The sequence below is a fragment of the Rhodococcus sp. SORGH_AS_0303 genome (assembly GCF_030819335.1).
Lineage (GTDB): Bacteria > Actinomycetota > Actinomycetes > Mycobacteriales > Mycobacteriaceae > Rhodococcoides.
In genome coordinates this window covers 1,670,838-1,689,001 of sequence record NZ_JAUTBO010000001.1, presented here as the reverse complement: position 1 = coordinate 1,689,001, position 18,164 = coordinate 1,670,838, and the positions used below count along the sequence as shown (strand labels likewise).

17 protein-coding genes are annotated in these 18,164 nt (G+C 69.3%); 3 read left to right on the top strand and 14 right to left on the bottom strand.

The annotated features are described in order from the left end of the window. Positions 1 to 219: 219 nt before the first annotated feature. The 9 genes from ndk to QE449_RS07940 form a co-directional block, all read right to left on the bottom strand. Positions 220 to 633, bottom strand: coding sequence for a nucleoside-diphosphate kinase (gene ndk / locus QE449_RS07980; RefSeq protein WP_027505666.1), 414 nt, complete (start codon positions 631 to 633; stop codon positions 220 to 222). A 46-nt stretch (positions 634 to 679) separates the two neighbouring features. After that, the gene (locus QE449_RS07975) at positions 680 to 1,078 is read right to left on the bottom strand and encodes a DUF4233 domain-containing protein (protein ID WP_027505665.1); all 399 of its coding nucleotides are present in this window, start codon (positions 1,076 to 1,078) and stop codon (positions 680 to 682) included. Beyond that, a complete protein-coding gene (locus QE449_RS07970) occupies positions 1,075 to 2,511 on the bottom strand; it encodes a folylpolyglutamate synthase/dihydrofolate synthase family protein (RefSeq protein ID WP_051613338.1) in 1,437 nt (478 codons plus the stop codon). Before QE449_RS07970 ends, QE449_RS07975 begins: the two co-directional genes overlap by 4 nt. Continuing rightward, a complete protein-coding gene (locus QE449_RS07965; protein WP_027505663.1) occupies positions 2,508 to 5,156 on the bottom strand; it encodes a valine--tRNA ligase in 2,649 nt (882 codons plus the stop codon). Before QE449_RS07965 ends, QE449_RS07970 begins: the two co-directional genes overlap by 4 nt. A 12-nt stretch (positions 5,157 to 5,168) precedes the next feature. Continuing rightward, on the bottom strand, positions 5,169 to 7,223 hold the full coding sequence (locus tag QE449_RS07960) for an alpha/beta fold hydrolase (RefSeq protein ID WP_051613337.1): 2,055 nt from the start codon (positions 7,221 to 7,223) through the stop codon (positions 5,169 to 5,171). Positions 7,224 to 7,241: 18 nt separating this feature from the next. Further along, positions 7,242 to 7,970 carry a heme-dependent oxidative N-demethylase subunit alpha family protein gene (locus tag QE449_RS07955; protein ID WP_307108600.1) on the bottom strand — a complete coding sequence of 243 codons (729 nt, stop codon included), beginning with the start codon at positions 7,968 to 7,970 and terminating at the stop codon, positions 7,242 to 7,244. Positions 7,971 to 8,210: 240 nt separating this feature from the next. Further along, on the bottom strand, positions 8,211 to 9,131 hold the full coding sequence (locus QE449_RS07950) for a PDR/VanB family oxidoreductase (RefSeq protein ID WP_307108599.1): 921 nt from the start codon (positions 9,129 to 9,131) through the stop codon (positions 8,211 to 8,213). Then, complete coding sequence (locus QE449_RS07945; protein ID WP_285185693.1) at positions 9,128 to 9,508, bottom strand: dimethylamine monooxygenase subunit DmmA family protein; 381 nt, start codon at positions 9,506 to 9,508, stop codon at positions 9,128 to 9,130. Before QE449_RS07945 ends, QE449_RS07950 begins: the two co-directional genes overlap by 4 nt. A 40-nt stretch (positions 9,509 to 9,548) precedes the next feature. Beyond that, positions 9,549 to 10,538, bottom strand: a complete 990-nt coding sequence (locus QE449_RS07940; RefSeq protein WP_222631375.1) for an iron-siderophore ABC transporter substrate-binding protein — start codon at positions 10,536 to 10,538, stop codon at positions 9,549 to 9,551. 164 nt (positions 10,539 to 10,702) lie between these two features. On the opposite strand from QE449_RS07940, the gene fdhD reads away from it, so the two are divergent. Beyond that, complete coding sequence (gene fdhD / locus QE449_RS07935) at positions 10,703 to 11,551, top strand: formate dehydrogenase accessory sulfurtransferase FdhD (RefSeq protein ID WP_307092215.1); 849 nt, start codon at positions 10,703 to 10,705, stop codon at positions 11,549 to 11,551. On the opposite strand, the gene QE449_RS07930 is transcribed toward fdhD, so the two are convergent. The 3 genes from QE449_RS07930 to QE449_RS07920 are packed head-to-tail and all read right to left on the bottom strand — an operon-like array spanning position 11,520 to position 14,314. Further along, on the bottom strand, positions 11,520 to 12,908 hold the full coding sequence (locus tag QE449_RS07930; RefSeq protein WP_307108598.1) for an amino acid permease: 1,389 nt from the start codon (positions 12,906 to 12,908) through the stop codon (positions 11,520 to 11,522). The genes fdhD and QE449_RS07930 overlap by 32 nt on opposite strands. 18 nt (positions 12,909 to 12,926) lie before the next feature. Next, the gene (locus QE449_RS07925) at positions 12,927 to 13,571 is read right to left on the bottom strand and encodes a CoA transferase subunit B (protein WP_027505659.1); all 645 of its coding nucleotides are present in this window, start codon (positions 13,569 to 13,571) and stop codon (positions 12,927 to 12,929) included. Beyond that, positions 13,568 to 14,314 carry a CoA transferase subunit A gene (locus tag QE449_RS07920; protein ID WP_037185784.1) on the bottom strand — a complete coding sequence of 249 codons (747 nt, stop codon included), beginning with the start codon at positions 14,312 to 14,314 and terminating at the stop codon, positions 13,568 to 13,570. The genes QE449_RS07925 and QE449_RS07920 overlap by 4 nt, the downstream gene beginning before the upstream one ends. Before the next feature lie 107 nt (positions 14,315 to 14,421). Between QE449_RS07920 and QE449_RS07915 the strand changes: the two genes are divergently transcribed. Both QE449_RS07915 and QE449_RS07910 read left to right on the top strand, forming a co-directional pair. Further along, positions 14,422 to 15,243 (top strand): IclR family transcriptional regulator C-terminal domain-containing protein, encoded by an 822-nt coding sequence (locus QE449_RS07915; protein WP_307108597.1) that lies wholly within the window; start codon positions 14,422 to 14,424, stop codon positions 15,241 to 15,243. A 45-nt stretch (positions 15,244 to 15,288) separates the two neighbouring features. Next, positions 15,289 to 16,497: an acetyl-CoA C-acetyltransferase gene (locus QE449_RS07910; protein WP_056445905.1), complete on the top strand. Its 1,209-nt coding sequence runs from the start codon at positions 15,289 to 15,291 to the stop codon at positions 16,495 to 16,497. Here the strand turns inward: QE449_RS07910 and QE449_RS07905 are convergent. Next, positions 16,494 to 16,763, bottom strand: coding sequence for a SelT/SelW/SelH family protein (locus QE449_RS07905; RefSeq protein WP_027505655.1), 270 nt, complete (start codon positions 16,761 to 16,763; stop codon positions 16,494 to 16,496). The two genes, QE449_RS07910 and QE449_RS07905, sit on opposite strands and share 4 nt — an antisense overlap. A 108-nt stretch (positions 16,764 to 16,871) precedes the next feature. After that, the gene (clpX, locus tag QE449_RS07900; protein ID WP_027505654.1) at positions 16,872 to 18,152 is read right to left on the bottom strand and encodes an ATP-dependent Clp protease ATP-binding subunit ClpX; all 1,281 of its coding nucleotides are present in this window, start codon (positions 18,150 to 18,152) and stop codon (positions 16,872 to 16,874) included. Positions 18,153 to 18,164: the final 12 nt, after the last annotated feature.

The following is an 18,164-nucleotide window of genomic DNA, read 5'->3' as shown; positions in this document are numbered from 1 at the left end:
TGATCTTCAGCGGGACGCGTCGGCGGTGCGAGAAGGAGACTCGCATCGATGCCTGCGCGTGTTCGCGATGACGGGCTTCGGTCCGTGATTGTCATCCGGTCACGTTCGCGTGGTGCGCGTCGCGACCTAGGCCAGTATCCCACACTCCCCGACCGCCGCGTGCCACTGCGGGGTTCGCGGTGCGGCCCGGCGGTCGGGGGTGGTACTCGAGGTGGAGCGTCAGCCGTGCTCGGGGAACCAGAGCGCGATCTCACGAGCAGCGGACTCGGGCGAGTCGGAGCCGTGGACCAGGTTCTTCTGTCCGTCCAGCGCGAGATCGGCGCGGATGGTGCCGGGCGTCGCCTTGGCCACGGGGTCGGTGCCACCGGCGATCTGACGGAAGGCCTCGATGGAACGAGGACCCTCGAGCACCGCCGCGACGAGCGGTCCCGAGGTGATGAACTCGATGAGGTCGGGGAAGAACGGCCGCTCGGCGTGCTCGGCGTAGTGCTTCTCCGCCACCTCGCGGTCCACCGTCAGGAGCTTCAGGGCGACGAGGTCGAGCCCCTTGCGCTCGATACGGCCGAGGATGTCGCCGACGTAGCGACGTTCGACGCCGTCCGGCTTGATCAGTACGAGAGTGCGTTCGGTCACGAGCGCTGAGCCTAGAGGACCCTCGATCGGCCCCGGAGCACCGGCGTCATTCTCGCTGGCTCGGCAACCGGCCCTCGGCGATGCGCTTGCGGAGATCGCGGCGCAGATACAGCAGGTACACCCACACGGCGAGGAACAGCACGCCCACGACGGCGATCGACGGGTGCGCGAAGAAGCCGAGGATCACCAGGACCTGCAGCGCGAGATCGAAGGACAGAGCCCACGACCGACCCTGCAGTCCTGCACCGAGCAGCATGACCACGCCCAGCGCGATGATGTACGTCCCACTGATCCACGTGAGTCCGCCGCCGACGGTCGCGACGACCGGGAGGGACAGGAAGACGACGATCGCCTCGAGGACGAGGGTGCCGGCGCAGACGCCGCGGAACCCCTTCCACGGATCGCGTGCGGGCGGCGGGACCTGGCCCGCCTCGGGGACTGTCATACCGGGTCCTTCCCGAAGAGAGTGCGTGCCGCACCGGCGGTCACCACGGATCCCGTGACGACGACGCCGGCACCGGAGACGGCCTCACCCTCGTCCGCGACGTCCTCCGCGATGCCGATCGCGATCTCGAGTGCGTCCGGGAGCGTCTCCGCGACGACGACACGCTCGTCGCCGAACTTGGCCACGGCGGCGTCGGCGAGTGCCTCGACGTCGAGCCCGCGCGGGGAGCCGTTGTGGGTCACGACGATCTCGTCGAGTACGGGTTCGAGTGCCTGCAGGATGCCGTCGACGTCCTTGTCCTTCATCACGGACACGACGCCGACGAGCTTGCGGAAGTCGAACTCGGCCGTCAGCGTCGCGGCGAGTGCGGCGGCGCCGTGCGGGTTGTGCGCGGCGTCGACGAAGACCGTCGGTGCGTTGCGCACCCGCTCGAGTCGGCCCGGGTTCACCACCGAGGCGAAACCCTCGCGCACCGTCTCGACGTCGAGTCCGTGGTCGGCACCCGCGCCGAAGAACGCCTCGACCGCCGCGAGGGCCAGCGAGGCGTTGCGCGCCTGGTGTTCACCGTGGAGCGGAAGGAAGATGTCGTCGTACACGCCGCCGAGGCCGCGGAGCTCGAGCTGCTGACCGCCGACCGCGACGCGACGGGCCAGGACCACGAACTCGGACCCGGCGCGGGCCACCGCCGCGTCCATCTCCACGGCACGCCGCAACAGGACGTCGGTGACCTCGGGTTGCTGCTCGTCGAGAACCGCCACCGTGTCGACCGGATCGAGCCGTTCGGGGGCCTTCTTGATGATGCCGGCCTTCTCCTCGGCGATACCGGCCAGATCGGTACCGAGGTACTCGATGTGGTCGATACCGATCGGGGTGATGACGGAGACCTGCGCGTCCACCACGTTGGTGGCGTCCCACCGCCCGCCGAGACCCACCTCGACGACGGCGACGTCGACCGGGGCCTCCGCGAACGCCGCGAACGCCATCGCGGTCACCACCTCGAACTTGCTCATTCTGGGCCCGCCCGCGGCCTCCGACTGCGCGTCGATCATCTCGACGTACGGCAGGATGTCGCGGTACGTGTCGACGTACTGGCGAGGGGTCAGCGGCACCCCGTCGACCGCGATCCGCTCGGTGGCCAACTGCAGGTGGGGGCTGGTGGTGCGACCGGTGCGCCGGTGGAACGCCCGCAGCAGCGACTCGATCATCCGGGTGACCGACGTCTTGCCGTTGGTGCCCGCGACGTGGATGGACGGGTAGCTCGCCTGCGGGGACCCGAGCAGGTCCATCAGCGCACTGATGCGCGTGAGCGACGGCTCGATGGTCGTCTCGCCCCAGCGCTGGTCCAGTTCGGACTCCACCAGCGTGAACTCGGCGAGATCGACCGGCGAGGGTCCCGTCACCCCCTCCGGCCCGGAGTTTCCCGGATAGCTCACGCCGGCCCCATCTCACGCAGACGTGCGGTGATGCGCTCGACGTCCTCGCGGGCGATCTGCTGCCGTGCGCGGATCTTGTCCACGACCGCCTCGGGGGCCTTGCCGATGAAGGCCTCGTTGCCCAGCTTGGCCGTGGTGGCGGCGAGTTCCTTCTCCGCGGCCGCGAGATCCTTCTCGGCGCGCTTGCGCTCGGCCGCCACGTCGACGGTGCCGGACGTGTCGACGGAGACGACGACGGTACCGAGCGAGAGTCGAACCTCGATGGACGCCGTCTCGGCGAAGTCCTCCTCCGGCTCCGTCAGGAAGGCGAGCGCACGGGTCGCGGGGATCTGTGCCGTGAGGTCCGCCTCCTCGACCCCGAGCAGCCGCGCCGGGACCTTCTGCTTCGGCTTCACGCCCTGGTCGCTGCGGAAGCGGCGCACCTCGGTGATGAGCTTCTGCATGTCGGACACGCGTTGCAACGCGACGGGATCGGCTCCGACCCCGGTCTCCTTCGGCCACGGTGCGACCACGATGCTCTCGCCGCCCGTGAGCGCCTTCCAGAGCGTCTCGGTGACGAACGGGACGACCGGATGCAGCAGGCGGAGAATGGAGTCGAGCACGACACCGAGGACGATACGAGTGGGTTCCGCCGCGCTCTCCGACGAGAACTGCACCTTGGCCAGTTCGAGGTACCAGTCGCAGACCTCGTCCCAGGCGAAGTGGTACAGCGCCTCGCACGCCTTGCCGAACTCGTAGCGGTCCAGCGCGTCGTCCACTTCGGCGCGTACCGTCGCCAGCCGGTCGAGGATCCAGCGGTCGGCGTCCGTGAGCGTCTCGCGGGCCGGGAGATCCTGCACCACAGCGCCGTTCATCAACGCGAACTTGGTGGCGTTGAACAGCTTGGTGGCGAAGTTGCGCGAACTCTGCGCGTTGTCCTCGCCGACCGAGAGGTCACCGCCGGGATGCGCGCCGCGCGCCAGCGTGAAACGCAGTGCATCCGCACCGAATCGGTCGACCCAGTCGAGAGGGTCGATGCCGTTGCCCTTCGACTTCGACATCTTGCGGCCGAACTCGTCACGCACCAGCCCGTGCAGGAACACGTCGCGGAACGGCACCGGACCGGGCAGCTCGTCGCCGACGGTGGTGCCGAACATCATCATGCGGGCGACCCAGAAGAACAGGATGTCGTAACCCGTGACGAGAACGCTGGTGGGATAGAACTTCTCGAGGTCGGGAGTGCGGTCGGGCCAGCCCATCGTCGAGAAGGGCCACAGGCCGGACGAGAACCACGTGTCCAACACGTCCGGGTCCTGCACCCAGCCCTCGGGCGGCGTCTCGTCGGGGCCCACGCAGACCGTCTCACCGTCGGGTCCGTACCAGATGGGGATGCGGTGCCCCCACCACAGCTGGCGCGAGATGCACCAGTCGTGCATGTCGTCGACCCAGGCGAACCACCGCGGTTCCTGACTCTTCGGGTGCACCACGGTGCGCCCGTCGCGCACGGCGTCGCCGGCGGAGGCCGCCAACGTGGTGACGTTCACCCACCACTGGAGGGAGAGTCGCGGCTCGATGGGCTCGCCGCTGCGCTCGGAATGGCCGACACTGTGGACGTACGGACGCTTCTCGGCGACGACGCGGCCCTGCTCCGCGAGTGCCTCGCGCACGGCGACACGAGCCTCGAAGCGGTCCATACCGTCGAACTGCGTTCCGGTGTCGGCGATCCGGCCCGACGTGTCCATGATCGACGGCATCGGCAAGCTGTGCCGGAGACCCATCTCGAAGTCGTTGGGGTCGTGTGCCGGCGTGATCTTCACGGCGCCGGTGCCGAACTCGGGGTCGACGTAGTCGTCGGCGACGACCGGGATCTCGCGGTCGAGGAACGGGTGCGGAAGCGTCGTTCCCACCAGGTCCCGGTAGCGCTCGTCGTCGGGGTGAACGGCGACGGCGGTGTCGCCGAGCATCGTCTCGACACGAGTGGTGGCGACCACCACGTGCGGTTCGTCGTCGTTCAACGATCCGTAGCGCAGCGAGACCAGTTCGCCCTCGACGTCCTCGTACTTGACCTCGATGTCGGAGATCGCCGTCTTCAGCACCGGCGACCAGTTGACGAGGCGCTCGGCGCGGTAGATCAGGCCACGATCGTGGAGCAGCTTGAACATGGTCTGGACGGCACGCGAGAGGCCCTCGTCCATCGTGAACCGCTCGCGGCTCCAGTCGACGCCGTCACCGATCCGGCGCATCTGCTCGCCGATGGTGCCGCCGGACTCACGCTTCCACTCCCACACCTTCTCGATGAAGGCGTCCCGGCCCAGTTCGTCCTTGGACGTTCCCTCGGCGACGAGTTGCTTCTCCACGAGCGACTGCGTGGCGATGCCCGCGTGGTCCATGCCGGGAAGCCACAGCACCTCGTAGCCCTGCATCCGCTTGCGACGGGACAGGACGTCCATCAGTGTGTGATCGAGGGCATGGCCCATGTGCAGGCTGCCGGTGACGTTGGGCGGCGGGAGCACGATCGAGTACCCCGGCTTCGCGCTGTCCGGATCGGCGACGAAGTACCCGGAGTCGACCCATCCCTGGTAGAGGCCTGCTTCCACGTCACCGGGATTCCAGGCCTTGGGCAGGCGGTCGGCAGGGTTCTCGTCGGGCGCTGTCGTCGATCTGATCACCGGGTGATTCTAGTGCGCGTCGGGATCGACGGTCCGGCCCGGTCGCGCCGCGAGGATCTCGGGCATCGGAGTGGATTGTCCGAGTACGTGCTCGGCCAGGAAGGCGTGCACGGCGCCGTACCAGACAGCGGTGTGCTGCGGCGAGAGGATCCAGTGGTTCTCGTCGGGGAAGTACAGGAACCGGTGCACGGTCTCCCCGTTCTCGTCGGCGGGAGAACCGGACTCGGACAACAGCTCCCACCACAACCGCAGCGCTTCGCCCACGGGCACGCGATAGTCCTTGTCGCCGTGGATCACCAGCATCGGGGTGACGATGTCCGCGACGGCCAGGTGCGGTGAGTTCTCGAACGCCATCTCCGGCGTCATCTCGTGCGCCCAGTACGACGCCTCGTCGGTGGTGGGACCGAACTGGTCCAGCGCCCACAGACCGGCGTGCGAGACGATCGCCCGGAAGCGGTCGGTGTGACCTGCGACCCAGTTGGCCATGTAGCCGCCGAACGAGCCGCCCATCATCGCCGTGCGCGTGGAGTCGATGTCCTCGCGTTGCTCGACGGCGTCGGTGACGGCCATCAGGTCCGTGTAGGGCTCCGTCCCCCATCGGCCCCAGCCGCGCTGCACGAACGCCTGTCCGTACCCGGTGGACAGTGCCGGATCGGGGAGCAGGACGGCGAATCCCTGTGCCACCAGCATCCACGGATTCCAGCGCCACGACCAGGCGTTCCACGATCCGAGCGGTCCGCCGTGCGCCCACAGCACCAGCGGCGCGGGCCAGTCGGCGGACGTGCCCGTGGGCAGAGCCAACCAGGCGCGCACCCGCACGCCGTCCTCGGCGGTGGTCTCGACGTCCTCGAGGGTGCCCGGCAGTGTCGGCGTGGCGGCCGGTGATCGCAGCTCGGTCACCGCACCGTCGACGAGCGTGATCCGGACCGGATGCGGCGGAACGAGATACGACGAGCGCAGCGCGTGGACGACATCACCGTCCGGAGCCGGGCGCAGGTCGGTGTAGGCGTGGTCGTCGTGCGTCAGGCGGAGGGCCGCGTCGGGCGTCACGACGAAGATCGGTGCCCGGCCGTCGTCGTCCGCCGTCACCAGGATGCTGTGCCCGTCGGCGGACCACACCGGCGACGACGGCCACCGGTCCCACCCGGCCGCCCACTGCTCCGGCAGCCCGGTCGTCAGGTCGAGGACGTGCAGCGTGGTCCGCGGCGCCGCATCCGGTTCCGGATGCGTCTCGCGCACATAGGCGACGCGCGTTCCGTCCGGCGAGACGGCAGGGGCACCGACGTCGGCCACCGGGTCGTCGACCAGCACGGCGTCGGCACCGTCCGAGGTGTCGATCCGGACGAGCACGTGCCGTGTGGTGGCATCGGCTCCCGCGACCCTGCGTGTGGCCACCAGCCACGAGCCGTCGGGAGCCACCGCGACGGAGGTGTCGCGGTACGCGCCGCCGCCCGCCGAGCCGCCGGGTCGCGGCGTCACCGTCCGCAGAGCGACGTCGGTGTCCTCGGTGTCGCCGAGGTTCCCCACGAAGACGTGCGTGGACGCCGGACCGAGGTCGCTGTCCCAGTGCCGCATCGGATATCCGCTGTGCAGGATCGCGGAGACGGCCTTGTCCTTCCGCAGCGCGCGCAGCGTCTCGTCACGGTCGACGTCGCCCAGAACCTCACCGGAGACGGCGAACACCGGCGCGTCGGACGCGGCCACGACTCCCCCGACCCCTCCGCCGCGGTGCGCGACTCTGCGGGCCTCTCCGCCCCGCGCGGACAGCGCCCACACCGCGGACGGTGCGTCGTCGTCACCGGACTCCGCTCGCACGAAGAGCAGGTCGCCGTTCGCGGCGAAGGTCGGTGCGGAGTCACCGGTGGCGGACCGGGTGAGCCGGCGCGGCGCCGACGTGCCGTCCGTCGCGATGGACCACAGACTCGAGACGTACTTCGTCCGTGCGGCATTCAGCTCGGACATCGTGGTGACGAGCGACGCTCCGTCGACGGACAGTGCGAGGCCCGCGATGCGGGGAAGGTCGAGGTAGGCGTCGGGAGTCCGGAAAGCGCTCGCGTCGGTCATGCCCCCGAACCTAGGCGATCACCCGAGCACCGCGCGACGTCTGCTCCGCCACCAGCGGTCGATCGCCGGTCGCAGCGCGGTCAGCCCCTTGTAGTCGGCCATGTCACGCGGCAGCTCCGCGGTGACCGCGACGACGCGCTCCGCCCAGCCGGGCACCGCGGCGAGTTCGTCGAGCGAGGCCTGATGGGTGCGGATGAGGAAGAGGATCGCACCGGACGGAGCGAGGCGCGTCAGGTGCTGCACCTCGACCCGCAGGCAGAGGCGCCGGCCGACCTCGTCGACGGACGCGGTCTCGAGGTGCCGTCGCGCGGGTGCCCACTCCCCGCGCGTCTCCAGAGAGGCGTCGAGCCGATGATCGACACCGAGCGACCAGTTGGTGCGCCGCACGATCGCTCCCGCACCCAGCCCGAGGAGGAACGCGCGCGCCCGCGCCACGACCCCTTCCTCCCGCACACGCGGGACGGGACCGTGGATGTCCTCGAAGCTCGCACCCAGAGCGAAGTTCACGGACCACCCCGACGCGAACGTCACCACGCCCGCGTCGGCGAACAGCTCGCCCCTGCGGGTGTCGAGCAGGACGAGATCGTCCGGGGTCTCCCCCGCCGCCAGCAGCAGTGGGTCGACGCTCGGGTCACCTCTGGCGACGTCGATGCTGGTGCCGGACAATCTGTTCGAGAAACGGACACGCCCGTCGTCGAGATCGAGCGTCGTCTCGTCGGGCACGCTGCGGTGCAGTTCGGTCAGCACCGTCTCGAGCGCGTCCCACCCGGCCGGCCGCCATGTGCGGCAACGACACCGCTCGCCGGGGGTCCCGTGCGAGGATGCGGGCGCGTTCGGCCAGCGCGCCCCGATAGTCGGTGCCCGGTTCGACGACGTGCTCACCCCAGCCGCCCGCGGCGGTCCGATGAGCCGTGCGCGCCGGTTCGAGATTCGTGCTGTACCGGTACGTGTCACCGTCGAAGGGGAACGGGAAGGCCCGTAGGTCGGTCACAGGTCCACCACCAGACGGTCCCCCGCGGCGCGGGACACGCAGACCATCATCGAATCCGACCGTGTGCGTTCGTCGTCGGACAGGAACAGGTCGCGATGATCGACGGCGCCCGCGAGCACGGGCGTCCGACACCGACCGCAGACACCGTGACGACACTGCCGGTCGACGGACACGGCGGCAGTGTCGAGGACGTCCAGCACCGACTCGTCGGCCGACACCGGCAGGGTGCGACCGCTGCGCGCGAGTTCGAGCACGAACGACCGGCGAGGAGTATCGGGGCGGATGAACGCCTCGGTGTGCAGACGGCTCTCCGGCCAGCCCACCGCACGCGCGGCAGTCAGCGTCGCCTCGACGAGAGAGGGTGGCCCGCAGACGAACAGGTGAGTTCCCAGTGGCTGCCGGGTGAGCGCGTCCGCCAGTCCGCTCGTGAAGTCCTCGCGGGTGGTGCTGATCCGCGCATCGCACGACGTGGCCACGTCCTCGGCGAACGCGCCGCGTTCCGGCCGGTGGACGTAGTGCACCTCGGCGGTCGACCCGAGCCACCGCGCCAGGGACAGGATCGGCGTGATGCCGATCCCGCCGGCCACCAGCAGGTGCCTCCGCGCACGGAGAACCGGAGCGAAGGTGCTGCGCGGAGTGTCGACCTCGACGACGTCACCCGGGCGCCGGCTCTGCAGCCATCGCGACCCGGCGCCGACGGCGAGTACCGCGCACGAGTAGAGGGACGGGGCGTGCGGCGGCCCGATCAGGGAATAGGCGTTGTACGGGGCGGACGCGTCGTCGCCGCAGCGCACCACCACGTGGCTTCCGGGCACGAACGACGGCAGCGCGTCCCCCGAGCGCAGCGGCGCGAGGTCGATGCGCCGCACCGCACCGTCCGGAGTGACCGCGGTCGAGTGGACCACCCGCAGTGTCACGACGCGGCGTCCGGAACGCCGAGGCGAGCAGCGAGACGGCTCGAGACATGGTCGGTCACCACGAGATTCGCACCGCAGGACCCACAGGGCGGTGCCGGTCCGACCGTTCCGCACACCGGGCAGTAGACGTCGACACTGCCGTCCTGCGTGACGACGACGGAGATCTCGTCGGGTTCTGCGCCCGCCCGCAGCGCCCGCTCGCGGTAGACCGCGACATCGGCTGCGGAACCGATCAGCACACAGCGCCAGCCGACCACCGCACGGTCCGTCTCGGCGTCGAACCACGCGTCCGACTCCGGACCTCGCACCGCGAATCGGCCCGGGCTCTCACCGGCCGAGTCCAGACGGTCGGCGTCGCCGATGATCAGCACGGTCACGCCGCCGACAGTACCGCCGGCCGATCCGCGACCGGGCGTGTCAGCGCACGAGAGGTGCCAGCCGACCGGGGATCTCCTGCAACGCGAACGGCAGGCTGAGCACGGTGCTCCACGCCATGGCCTCGGCCGCCTCGTCCTCGAGAATGATCACGCGATTCTCCTGGACGGCGGACAGCTGCTGGTAGACGGGAGTGGCCGCCAGCTCGGCACGAAGCTTGTCACCGAAGCCGCCACCGGCGTACCAGACGAGCACGTCGACGTCGGCGAGAGACAACTGCTCGGTGCTCACGGTGGCGAAGTTGCGCTCGCCCACCTGGTCGACGACCGGCGGATTCACGAAGCCCAGTTCGTTGAGGAAGCGCACCTTCGGGTCCTGCGCGCCGTAGACACCGAACTGTCCGGGCCCCTGCAGCGCTCCGAGCAGCACCGTCTTGCCGGCGAACGACGGGTTGGCGGCAGCCGTGTCGGCGAACTCGCGCTCGAGATCGGTGATCAGCGTGCTCGCCTGATCAGCCCGACCGAGCGCCTGGCCGAGCAGTGCGGTCTGGTCGCGCCACGGAATGCCGTAGTCGACGAAACCGGTCGGCTGGGTGACGGTCGGGGCGAGCTGGGACAGCGAGTCGAACTCCGACTGCGTGATACCGGCATAGGTACCGACGATGAGATCGGGGCCTGCCGACGCCACCTTCTCCACGTCGATGCCCTCGGACGCGGTCCCGACGATCGCCGGTGCGGCGCCCCCCAGCGCAGACTGCGCCCAGGGCCAGGTCGCGGACGGGTAGTCGCCGTACCAGTCGAACACTCCGACCGGAACGACACCCAGCGCGAGCAGGGTGTCCTGGTCGTTGTACCCGACGCTGACGACGCGCTGCGGGTCCGACGGCACGCTGACCTCGCCGTACTTCGTGGACACGGTCGCGCCGGAGTCCTGCGATCCGCCGGAGTCCGAACTGCTGCACGCAGCGGCCACCGCGACGATCGCGCCGGTGGCACCGAGGAGGAAAGAACGACGTGAGACGCCGGCCGACATGGCCATGGTGAGGTGGTCCCTTCGATGGACGGCGGGGACCCAGCCCCCCTGGTGTAGGCAAGGCTAACTTATGCACCGCCGCCTCGGACACGGGTCCGTCCGCGCGCCGGGCCGACGCGGGTCCACTATGGAGTGATGAGCACGTCGCACGAGAGCCACCACTGATGGGCCGCGCCACCGTCCGCCGACCGGTCGTCCGCATCCGCGGACCGCACCGCTCGTCACGGCCCGACACCGTGGTCGCCGAGGAACCGTTGGAGTTACGCGTCGGCGGCAAGGCGTTGGCCGTCACCATGCGTACGCCCGGACACGACGTCGAACTCGCGCACGGGTTCCTCGCCACCGAGGGCGTCATCGGCGGCCGCGACGACATTCTGGCCGCACGGTACTGCGACGGTGTCGACGACGAGGGGCTCAACACCTACAACGTGCTCGATCTCGCTCTGGCAGCGCACGTCCCACCACCCGACCCCGGGGTCGAACGGAACTTCTACACGACGTCGTCCTGCGGCGTCTGCGGCAAGGCGTCACTCGATGCGGTGCGGCTCAAGACCCGCCACTCCCCCGGAGCCGACGGCGCGACAGTCACGACGACCGTCCTGACCACGCTCCCGGACACCCTCCGCGAGCACCAGCGCATCTTCGCGTCCACGGGCGGGCTGCACGCGGCCGCGCTCTTCGACACGGACGGCACGCTTCTCGCGGTGCGGGAGGACGTAGGCCGACACAACGCCGTGGACAAGGTGATCGGGTGGGCGGTGCTCGAAGGACGGGTTCCCCTCACGGGAACGGTGCTCATGGTCAGCGGACGCGCATCCTTCGAGCTCGCGCAGAAGGCCGTCATGGCCGGGATCCCGATCCTCGCCGCGGTGTCCGCGCCGTCGTCGCTCGCCGTCGACCTCGCTGACGAGTCCGGCCTGACTGTCGTCGGCTTCCTCCGCGGAGACGGTATGAACGTCTACACCCACGCCCAGCGTGTGATCAGCGAGCCGCCGCCCGACGACGCCCGGTGACCAGACCGACGACGGTCAACAGCACGACCACCGCGAGGGTGGCGAGTACCTGACGACGGGACGACGCGTCCGTCAGCATGAGCACGGTCAGGCCCACGAGGAGCGCGAGCGCCATCCAGCTGAGGTACGGGAACGCCCACATGCGAACGGGCAGTGGACCTGCCGCCTCCAGACGGCGTCGTAGTCGTAGTTGCGATGCCACCGTCATCGCCCAGATCGCCAACAGGGACGCGCCCACGGCGTTGAGCAGGAACGTCAGCAGACCGTCGAGGTCGAGATAGTTCAGCAGCACGGCCACGAAGCCGAAGAACACCGAGACGAGCAGCGCGGCGCGCGGGACCCCCGACGCATCCACCCGCGCCAACGGCCCCCTCCGGCCTTCCCGCCCACCACCGGCCGGCCTCCGGCCTTCCCGCAGCGCCAGCGAGTACATCATCCGGCTGGTCGCGTAGACCTGCGCGTTGAAGGCACTGAGCAGAGACAGCACGATGACGGCCTCCATGAAGCCGACCACCCCGGAGAGGTTCGCCTGCTGCAGCACCAGCGTGAACGGGCTCTCCGCGGCCGACTGCGCCTCGTCGAGACGGTTCCACGGCAGCAGCAACGTGATCACCAGGATCGACCCGAGGTAGAAGACGCTGATGCGCCACACGACGCTGCGCACCGCGCGCCCCACCGACAGGGCCGGGTCCTTCGACTCGGCCGCCGCGATGGTCACGATCTCGATGCCGCCGAAGGCGAACGCCACGACCAGCAGCCCCGCGGCGATGCCCGAGACGCCATTGGGCGCGAACCCACCGAGACCGGTGAAGTTGGCGGCGCCGACAGGGTCCGAACCGGGGAGCAGGCCGAACACCAGCAACGTCCCGACGACGAGGAACCCGATGATGACGGTGACCTTGATGGCGGCGAACCAGAACTCGAACTCGCCGAAGTTCGACACCTTCGCGAGGTTGATCGCGGCGAAGACGACCATGGCCACGAGGGCGGGGATCCACGGATCCACACCGAACCATGCACCCATGAAGGCTGCGGCGCCGGTCATCTCGGCACCCATGACCATGACGAGGGTGAACCAGTACAGCCAGCCGGTGACGAAGCCGGCGGTGCGGCCGAACGCCATCTCGGCGTAGGTCGAGAACGATCCCGACGACGGCGAGGCGGCGGCCATCTCGCCGAGCATGCGCATGACGAGGATCACGAGGAAGCCGGCGATGGCGTAGGACAGGAGGACGGCGGGTCCCGCGGCGGCGATGCCGGCGCCGGTGCCCAGGAACAGCCCGGCGCCGATCGCGGAGCCGAGGCCCATCATCGTCAGATGGCGGACCTTCAGTCCGTCGGTGAGTGAGTCGACCATGAGAAGGAAACGGTAACGCTACGTCCGGACGCGGACCTCGGCGCCCGTCGCCGCGAGGACGTCGTCGACCCCCACGCCGGGTGCGGTCTCGATCAGTTCGAGCCCGTCCGCCGTGACGTCGATGACCGCCAGATCGGTGATGATGCGGTGCACGCAGCCGCGACCGGTGAGCGGGAGCGTGCACCTCTCGACGATCTTGGGCTCCCCGCTGCGGGAGACGTGTTCCATCATCACGATGACGCGTCGCGCTCCGTGGACCAGGTCCATCGCGCCGCCCATCCCCTTGACCATGTGGCCGGGGATCATCCAGTTGGCGAGATCACCGCGGCTGTCCACCTGCATCGCGCCGAGGACGGCGACGTCCACGGCGCCGCCGCGGATCATGCCGAAGGACTGTGCCGAGTCGAAGAACGAGGCCCCCGGGAGCACGGTGACGGTCTCCTTGCCGGCATTGATCAGCTCGGGATCGAGTTCGTCCTCGGTGGGGTACGGGCCCACGCCCAGAACTCCGTTCTCCGAGTGCAGGATCACGGTCCTGTCGGGGGGAATGTGGGCCGGGATCAACGTGGGCATACCGATGCCCAGGTTCACGTACTGCCCGTCCTCGAGTTCGGCGGCCACCCGTGCCGCCATCTCGTCCCGTGTGCGGGGAGTCGGGGTCATGACCGCACCGTCCTGCGCTCGATCCCGACCGTCACGGGCCCGACGACGACGACGCGCTGAACGTGGATTCCGGGCGTGTGCACGTCCTCGGGCGTCAGCTCCCCCGGCTCGACCAGATGCTCCACCTGGGCGATGGTGATGCGCCCCGACTCCGCTGCCGGTGGATTGAAGTTGCGGGCGCTGGCCCGGTAGACGAGATTGCCGTACCGATCACCCTTCCAGGCGTGCACCAGTGCGAAGTCGGCGGCGATCCCGCGCTCGAGGACATGGGTGACACCGTCGAACTCGCGCGTCTCCTTCGGGGCCGAGGCGAGAGCGACCCCGCCGGCGCCGTCGTACCGCTGTGGCAGCCCGCCCTCGGCGACCTGGGTCCCCACCCCCGCGGGGGTGAAGAAGGCCGGGACTCCGGCGCCGCCCGCTCGCAGCCGCTCGGCGAGCGTGCCCTGCGGTGTCAGCTCCACTTCGAGCTCACCGCCGAGGTACTGGCGGGCGAACTCCTTGTTCGACCCGACGTACGAGCTGACGGTCCTGCGGATCCGGCCCTGCTCCAACAGGATTCCCAACCCGAAGCCGTCGGTCCCGCAGTTGTTGCTGATGGTCTCGAGATCGGTCGCACCCTGATCGAGCAGTGCAGCGATCAAAAGCTCCGGCACACCGACCAGACCGAATCCGCCCACCGCGATCGACGATCCGCTCGGGATGTCGGCCACCGCCTCGGCGGCCGAGGCCACCACCTTGTTCATCATGACCGTGACCCTAACGCACTGTTCGACAAGTGAACAGAAGTCCGTGATGCGAACACTGTGCTTCAATGAGACACGCGCATCCGAGCCGACGAGGAGAGGACCCCATGACCGAGCCCACACAGCCGCAGACCCGCGCTGCCGCCGCGGATCACGTGCAGTCCCTCGCCCGCGGACTCGCGGTGATCCGGGCCTTCGACGCGGACCATCCCCGTCGCACGCTGTCCGAGGTCGCCCGAGCCACCGATCTCACCCGCGCCACTGCCCGTCGCTTCCTGCTCACCCTGGTCGAACTCGGGTACGTCCGCACCGACGGCACCACCTTCGCGCCGACTCCGAGGGTCCTCGATCTCGGCTACTCGTACCTCTCGTCGCTCTCGCTCCCCGAGATCGCCGGACCGCATCTCGAGGCCTTGACCGCGCGCGTGCACGAGTCCTCGTCGGTGTCCGTCCTGGACGACCTCGACGTCGTCTACGTCGCCCGGGTCCCGGTGAGCCGCATCATGACCGTGTCCATCACCATCGGCACCCGTTTCCCCGCCTACGCCACCTCGATGGGCAGAGTCCTGTGGGCCGGTGTCGACGAGAACGCTCTCGCGAACCTTCTCGCGCGCACCGACCTCCGCGACCTCACGGGACGGACGGTGACGACGGAGTCGAGCCTGCGCGCCAAACTCGATCTCGTTCGGACACAGGGCTTCTGCATCGTCGACCAGGAACTCGAGATCGGACTCCGCTCGATCGCCGCGCCGCTGCACGGGCACGGCGGCGCCGTCACCGCCGCGGTCAACATCAGCACTCCCGCGGCGCGCTACTCGCTCGACGAGTTGAGAACCACCGTCGTGCCGGCGCTGCTGAGCACCGCGGCCGCCATCGACGCCGATCTCGCCCGCGTCGCGTCGCGGTCGGACGCAGCCCGCACCTCCTGACCTCTCCCCCCACCCGACCACCGACACACGAGACGAGACCACGCCATGCTCGACGCCGTCATCTGCGCTCCGCTGCGCACCCCCGTGGGCCGCTTCGGCGGGGCCCTGAAGACCGTTCCCGCAGCGGACCTCGCGTCTGCCGTGATCATCGAGATCCTCTCGCGCACCGGGCTGTCCGGCGCCGACATCGACGACGTGATCCTCGGGCAGGGCGCACCGAACGGCGAGGCACCGGCGATCGGACGCGTCGCCGCACTCGATGCGGGGCTCGGCATCGGCGTCCCCGGCCGCCAGGTCGACCGCCGCTGCGGGTCCGGGCTGCAGGCCGTTCTCGACGCCTGCATGCAGGTCTCCACGGGCGTGAGCGACGTCGTGCTCGCGGGCGGCGTGGAGTCGATGAGCTCCACCGAGTTCTACACCGACGGTGTGCGGTGGGGCGTCGGCGCCGACTCCGTGCCCCTCCAGGACAGGCTCGCACGGGCCCGGATCACGGCCGGCGGCACACACTTTCCCGTGCCCGGTGGGATGATCGAGACGGCCGAGAACCTCCGCGAGCAGTACGGTGTGCCACGCGCCGACCAGGACGCCTTCGCGGTGCAGTCCCACCAGCGCGCCGTCGCGGCGCAACGGAGCGGCGTCTTCGCCGAGGAGATCGTGCCCGTCACGGTGCCTCGGCGCAGGGGCGATCCCGTCGTCGTCACCGACGACGAGCATCCCCGAGCAGACACCACCCTCGAGTCGCTGTCCCGGCTCCGCCCGATCCGCGGAACGATCGATCCGGAATCGACGGTCACCGCCGGCAACGCCAGCGGCCAGAACGACGGCGCCGCGCTCTGCCTCGTCACCACGGCGGACAGGGCCGCAGCGCTGGGGCTGACACCCCTGGTCCGACTCGCCGGATGGGCGGTGGCCGGTGTCGCGCCGGCGACGATGGGCATCGGCCCGGTCCCGGCGACGGCCGCCGTTCTCGGCCGGCTCGGCCTCACCCTCGACGACATGGACGTCGTCGAACTGAACGAGGCGTTCGCCGCCCAGGTGTTGTCGGTGCTGACCGAGTGGTCGATGGACCCCGCCGACCCTCGGCTCAACCCGCACGGCTCGGGCATCTCCCTCGGCCACCCGGTCGGCGCGACCGGCGCACGCATCCTGACCACCCTCGCTCACGAGATGGTGCGACGAGACGTGCGGTACGGCCTCGAGACGATGTGCATCGGCGGCGGCCAGGGACTCGCGGCGGTGTTCGAGCGCGTCTAGGGACGGTCCGCGTGCCCGAGGTCGCGCTCCGGGTCGACCTCGTCTCGAACGAGTTGCTTCAGGACGGTGATCTCGGGAAAACCGCCGCGCTCCTTGCGATCCCACACCACGGACTCCCCCACCACGACGCGGAAGACTCCGCCGGTGCCGGGAATCAGCGCCACCTCGGTGAGGTCGGATCCGAAAGTCTGCAGCAGTTCCTGCGCCATCCATCCGGCTCGCAGGAGCCACTGACACTGGGTGCAGTACGTGATCGCGACGCGCATGGCGGCGACCCTACCCCCGACGTTCCAGAGCCCCGACGCTCCAGAGCCCCGACGCACGAGAACCCCGGCGACCATCGGTCGTCGGGGCTCTCGATCGAGCTGAGGGGGTCAGGCGCTCTTCTCGCGCCGTTCCGGCCGGTCCGGCTTGCGCGGCACGATGGTGGGGAGCACGTTGTCGTTCACGGTCTCCGCCGTCACGACCACCTTCGCCACGTCGTCACGACTGGGAATGTCGAACATGACAGGGTTGAGCACTTCCTCCATGATCGCGCGCAGTCCACGAGCGCCCGTGCCGCGATGGATGGCCTGCTCGGCCATCGCGTCCAGCGCGTCCGGGGTGAACTCCAATTCGACACCGTCCATGTCGAACAGGCGCGTGTACTGCTTCACCAGAGCGTTCTTCGGCTCCGACAAGATGGTCACGAGGGACTCCTTGTCGAGATGCGTGACCGACGCGACGACCGGCAGGCGACCGATGAACTCGGGAATCAGACCGAACTTGATCAGATCCTCGGGCATGACCTCGGCGAAGTGGTCCTGCGTGTCGATCTCGGCCTTGGAGTGGACCTCGGCGCCGAAGCCGAGGCCGCGCTTGCCGATGCGGTCCGACACGATCTTCTCGAGCCCGGCGAACGCACCGGCGACGATGAAGAGCACGTTGGTCGTGTCGATCTGGATGAACTCCTGGTGCGGGTGCTTGCGTCCACCCTGCGGCGGGACACTGGCCTGCGTGCCCTCGAGGATCTTGAGCAGGGCCTGCTGCACACCCTCGCCGGAGACGTCGCGCGTGATCGACGGGTTCTCGCTCTTGCGAGCGATCTTGTCGACCTCGTCGATGTAGATGATGCCGGTCTCGGCACGCTTGACGTCGTAGTCCGCGGCCTGGATCAGCTTGAGGAGGATGTTCTCGACGTCCTCACCGACGTACCCGGCCTCGGTCAACGCGGTGGCGTCGGCGATGGCGAACGGGACGTTCAGCATCTTCGCCAGCGTCTGCGCGAGGTAGGTCTTGCCGCAACCGGTGGGGCCGAGCATCAGGATGTTGGACTTGGCCAGTTCCACGGTCTCGCCACGGGCGTCACGGGCCTTGTCGCCGGCCTGGATGCGCTTGTAGTGGTTGTAGACCGCGACGGCGAGACGACGCTTCGCCGTGTCCTGACCGATGACGTAGTTCTCCAGGAAGTCGCGGATCTCCGCGGGCTTGGGCAACTCGTCGAGCTTGACCTCGCTCGACTCGGCCAGTTCTTCCTCGATGATCTCGTTGCACAGATCGATGCACTCGTCACAGATGTAGACACCTGGTCCGGCAATGAGCTTCTTGACCTGCTTCTGGCTCTTTCCGCAGAAAGAGCACTTGAGCAGATCACCACCGTCACCGATGCGTGCCATGAGCGTTAGTCC

Excerpts from the sequence above, each read along its gene's own strand:
- QE449_RS07975 (WP_027505665.1), bottom strand. The coding sequence starts at position 1,078 with ATGACAGTCCCCGAGGCGGGCCAGGTCCCGCCGCCCGCACGCGATCCG.
- QE449_RS07960 (WP_051613337.1), bottom strand. The coding sequence starts at position 7,223 with ATGACCGACGCGAGCGCTTTCCGGACTCCCGACGCCTACCTCGACCTT.
- QE449_RS07940 (WP_222631375.1), bottom strand. The coding sequence starts at position 10,538 with ATGTCGGCCGGCGTCTCACGTCGTTCTTTCCTCCTCGGTGCCACCGGC.
- fdhD (WP_307092215.1), top strand. The coding sequence starts at position 10,703 with ATGGGCCGCGCCACCGTCCGCCGACCGGTCGTCCGCATCCGCGGACCG.
- QE449_RS07930 (WP_307108598.1), bottom strand. The coding sequence starts at position 12,908 with ATGGTCGACTCACTCACCGACGGACTGAAGGTCCGCCATCTGACGATG.
- QE449_RS07925 (WP_027505659.1), bottom strand. The coding sequence starts at position 13,571 with ATGACCCCGACTCCCCGCACACGGGACGAGATGGCGGCACGGGTGGCC.
- QE449_RS07920 (WP_037185784.1), bottom strand. The coding sequence starts at position 14,314 with ATGAACAAGGTGGTGGCCTCGGCCGCCGAGGCGGTGGCCGACATCCCG.
- QE449_RS07915 (WP_307108597.1), top strand. The coding sequence starts at position 14,422 with ATGACCGAGCCCACACAGCCGCAGACCCGCGCTGCCGCCGCGGATCAC.
- QE449_RS07910 (WP_056445905.1), top strand. The coding sequence starts at position 15,289 with ATGCTCGACGCCGTCATCTGCGCTCCGCTGCGCACCCCCGTGGGCCGC.
- QE449_RS07905 (WP_027505655.1), bottom strand. The coding sequence starts at position 16,763 with ATGCGCGTCGCGATCACGTACTGCACCCAGTGTCAGTGGCTCCTGCGA.
- clpX (WP_027505654.1), bottom strand. The coding sequence starts at position 18,152 with ATGGCACGCATCGGTGACGGTGGTGATCTGCTCAAGTGCTCTTTCTGC.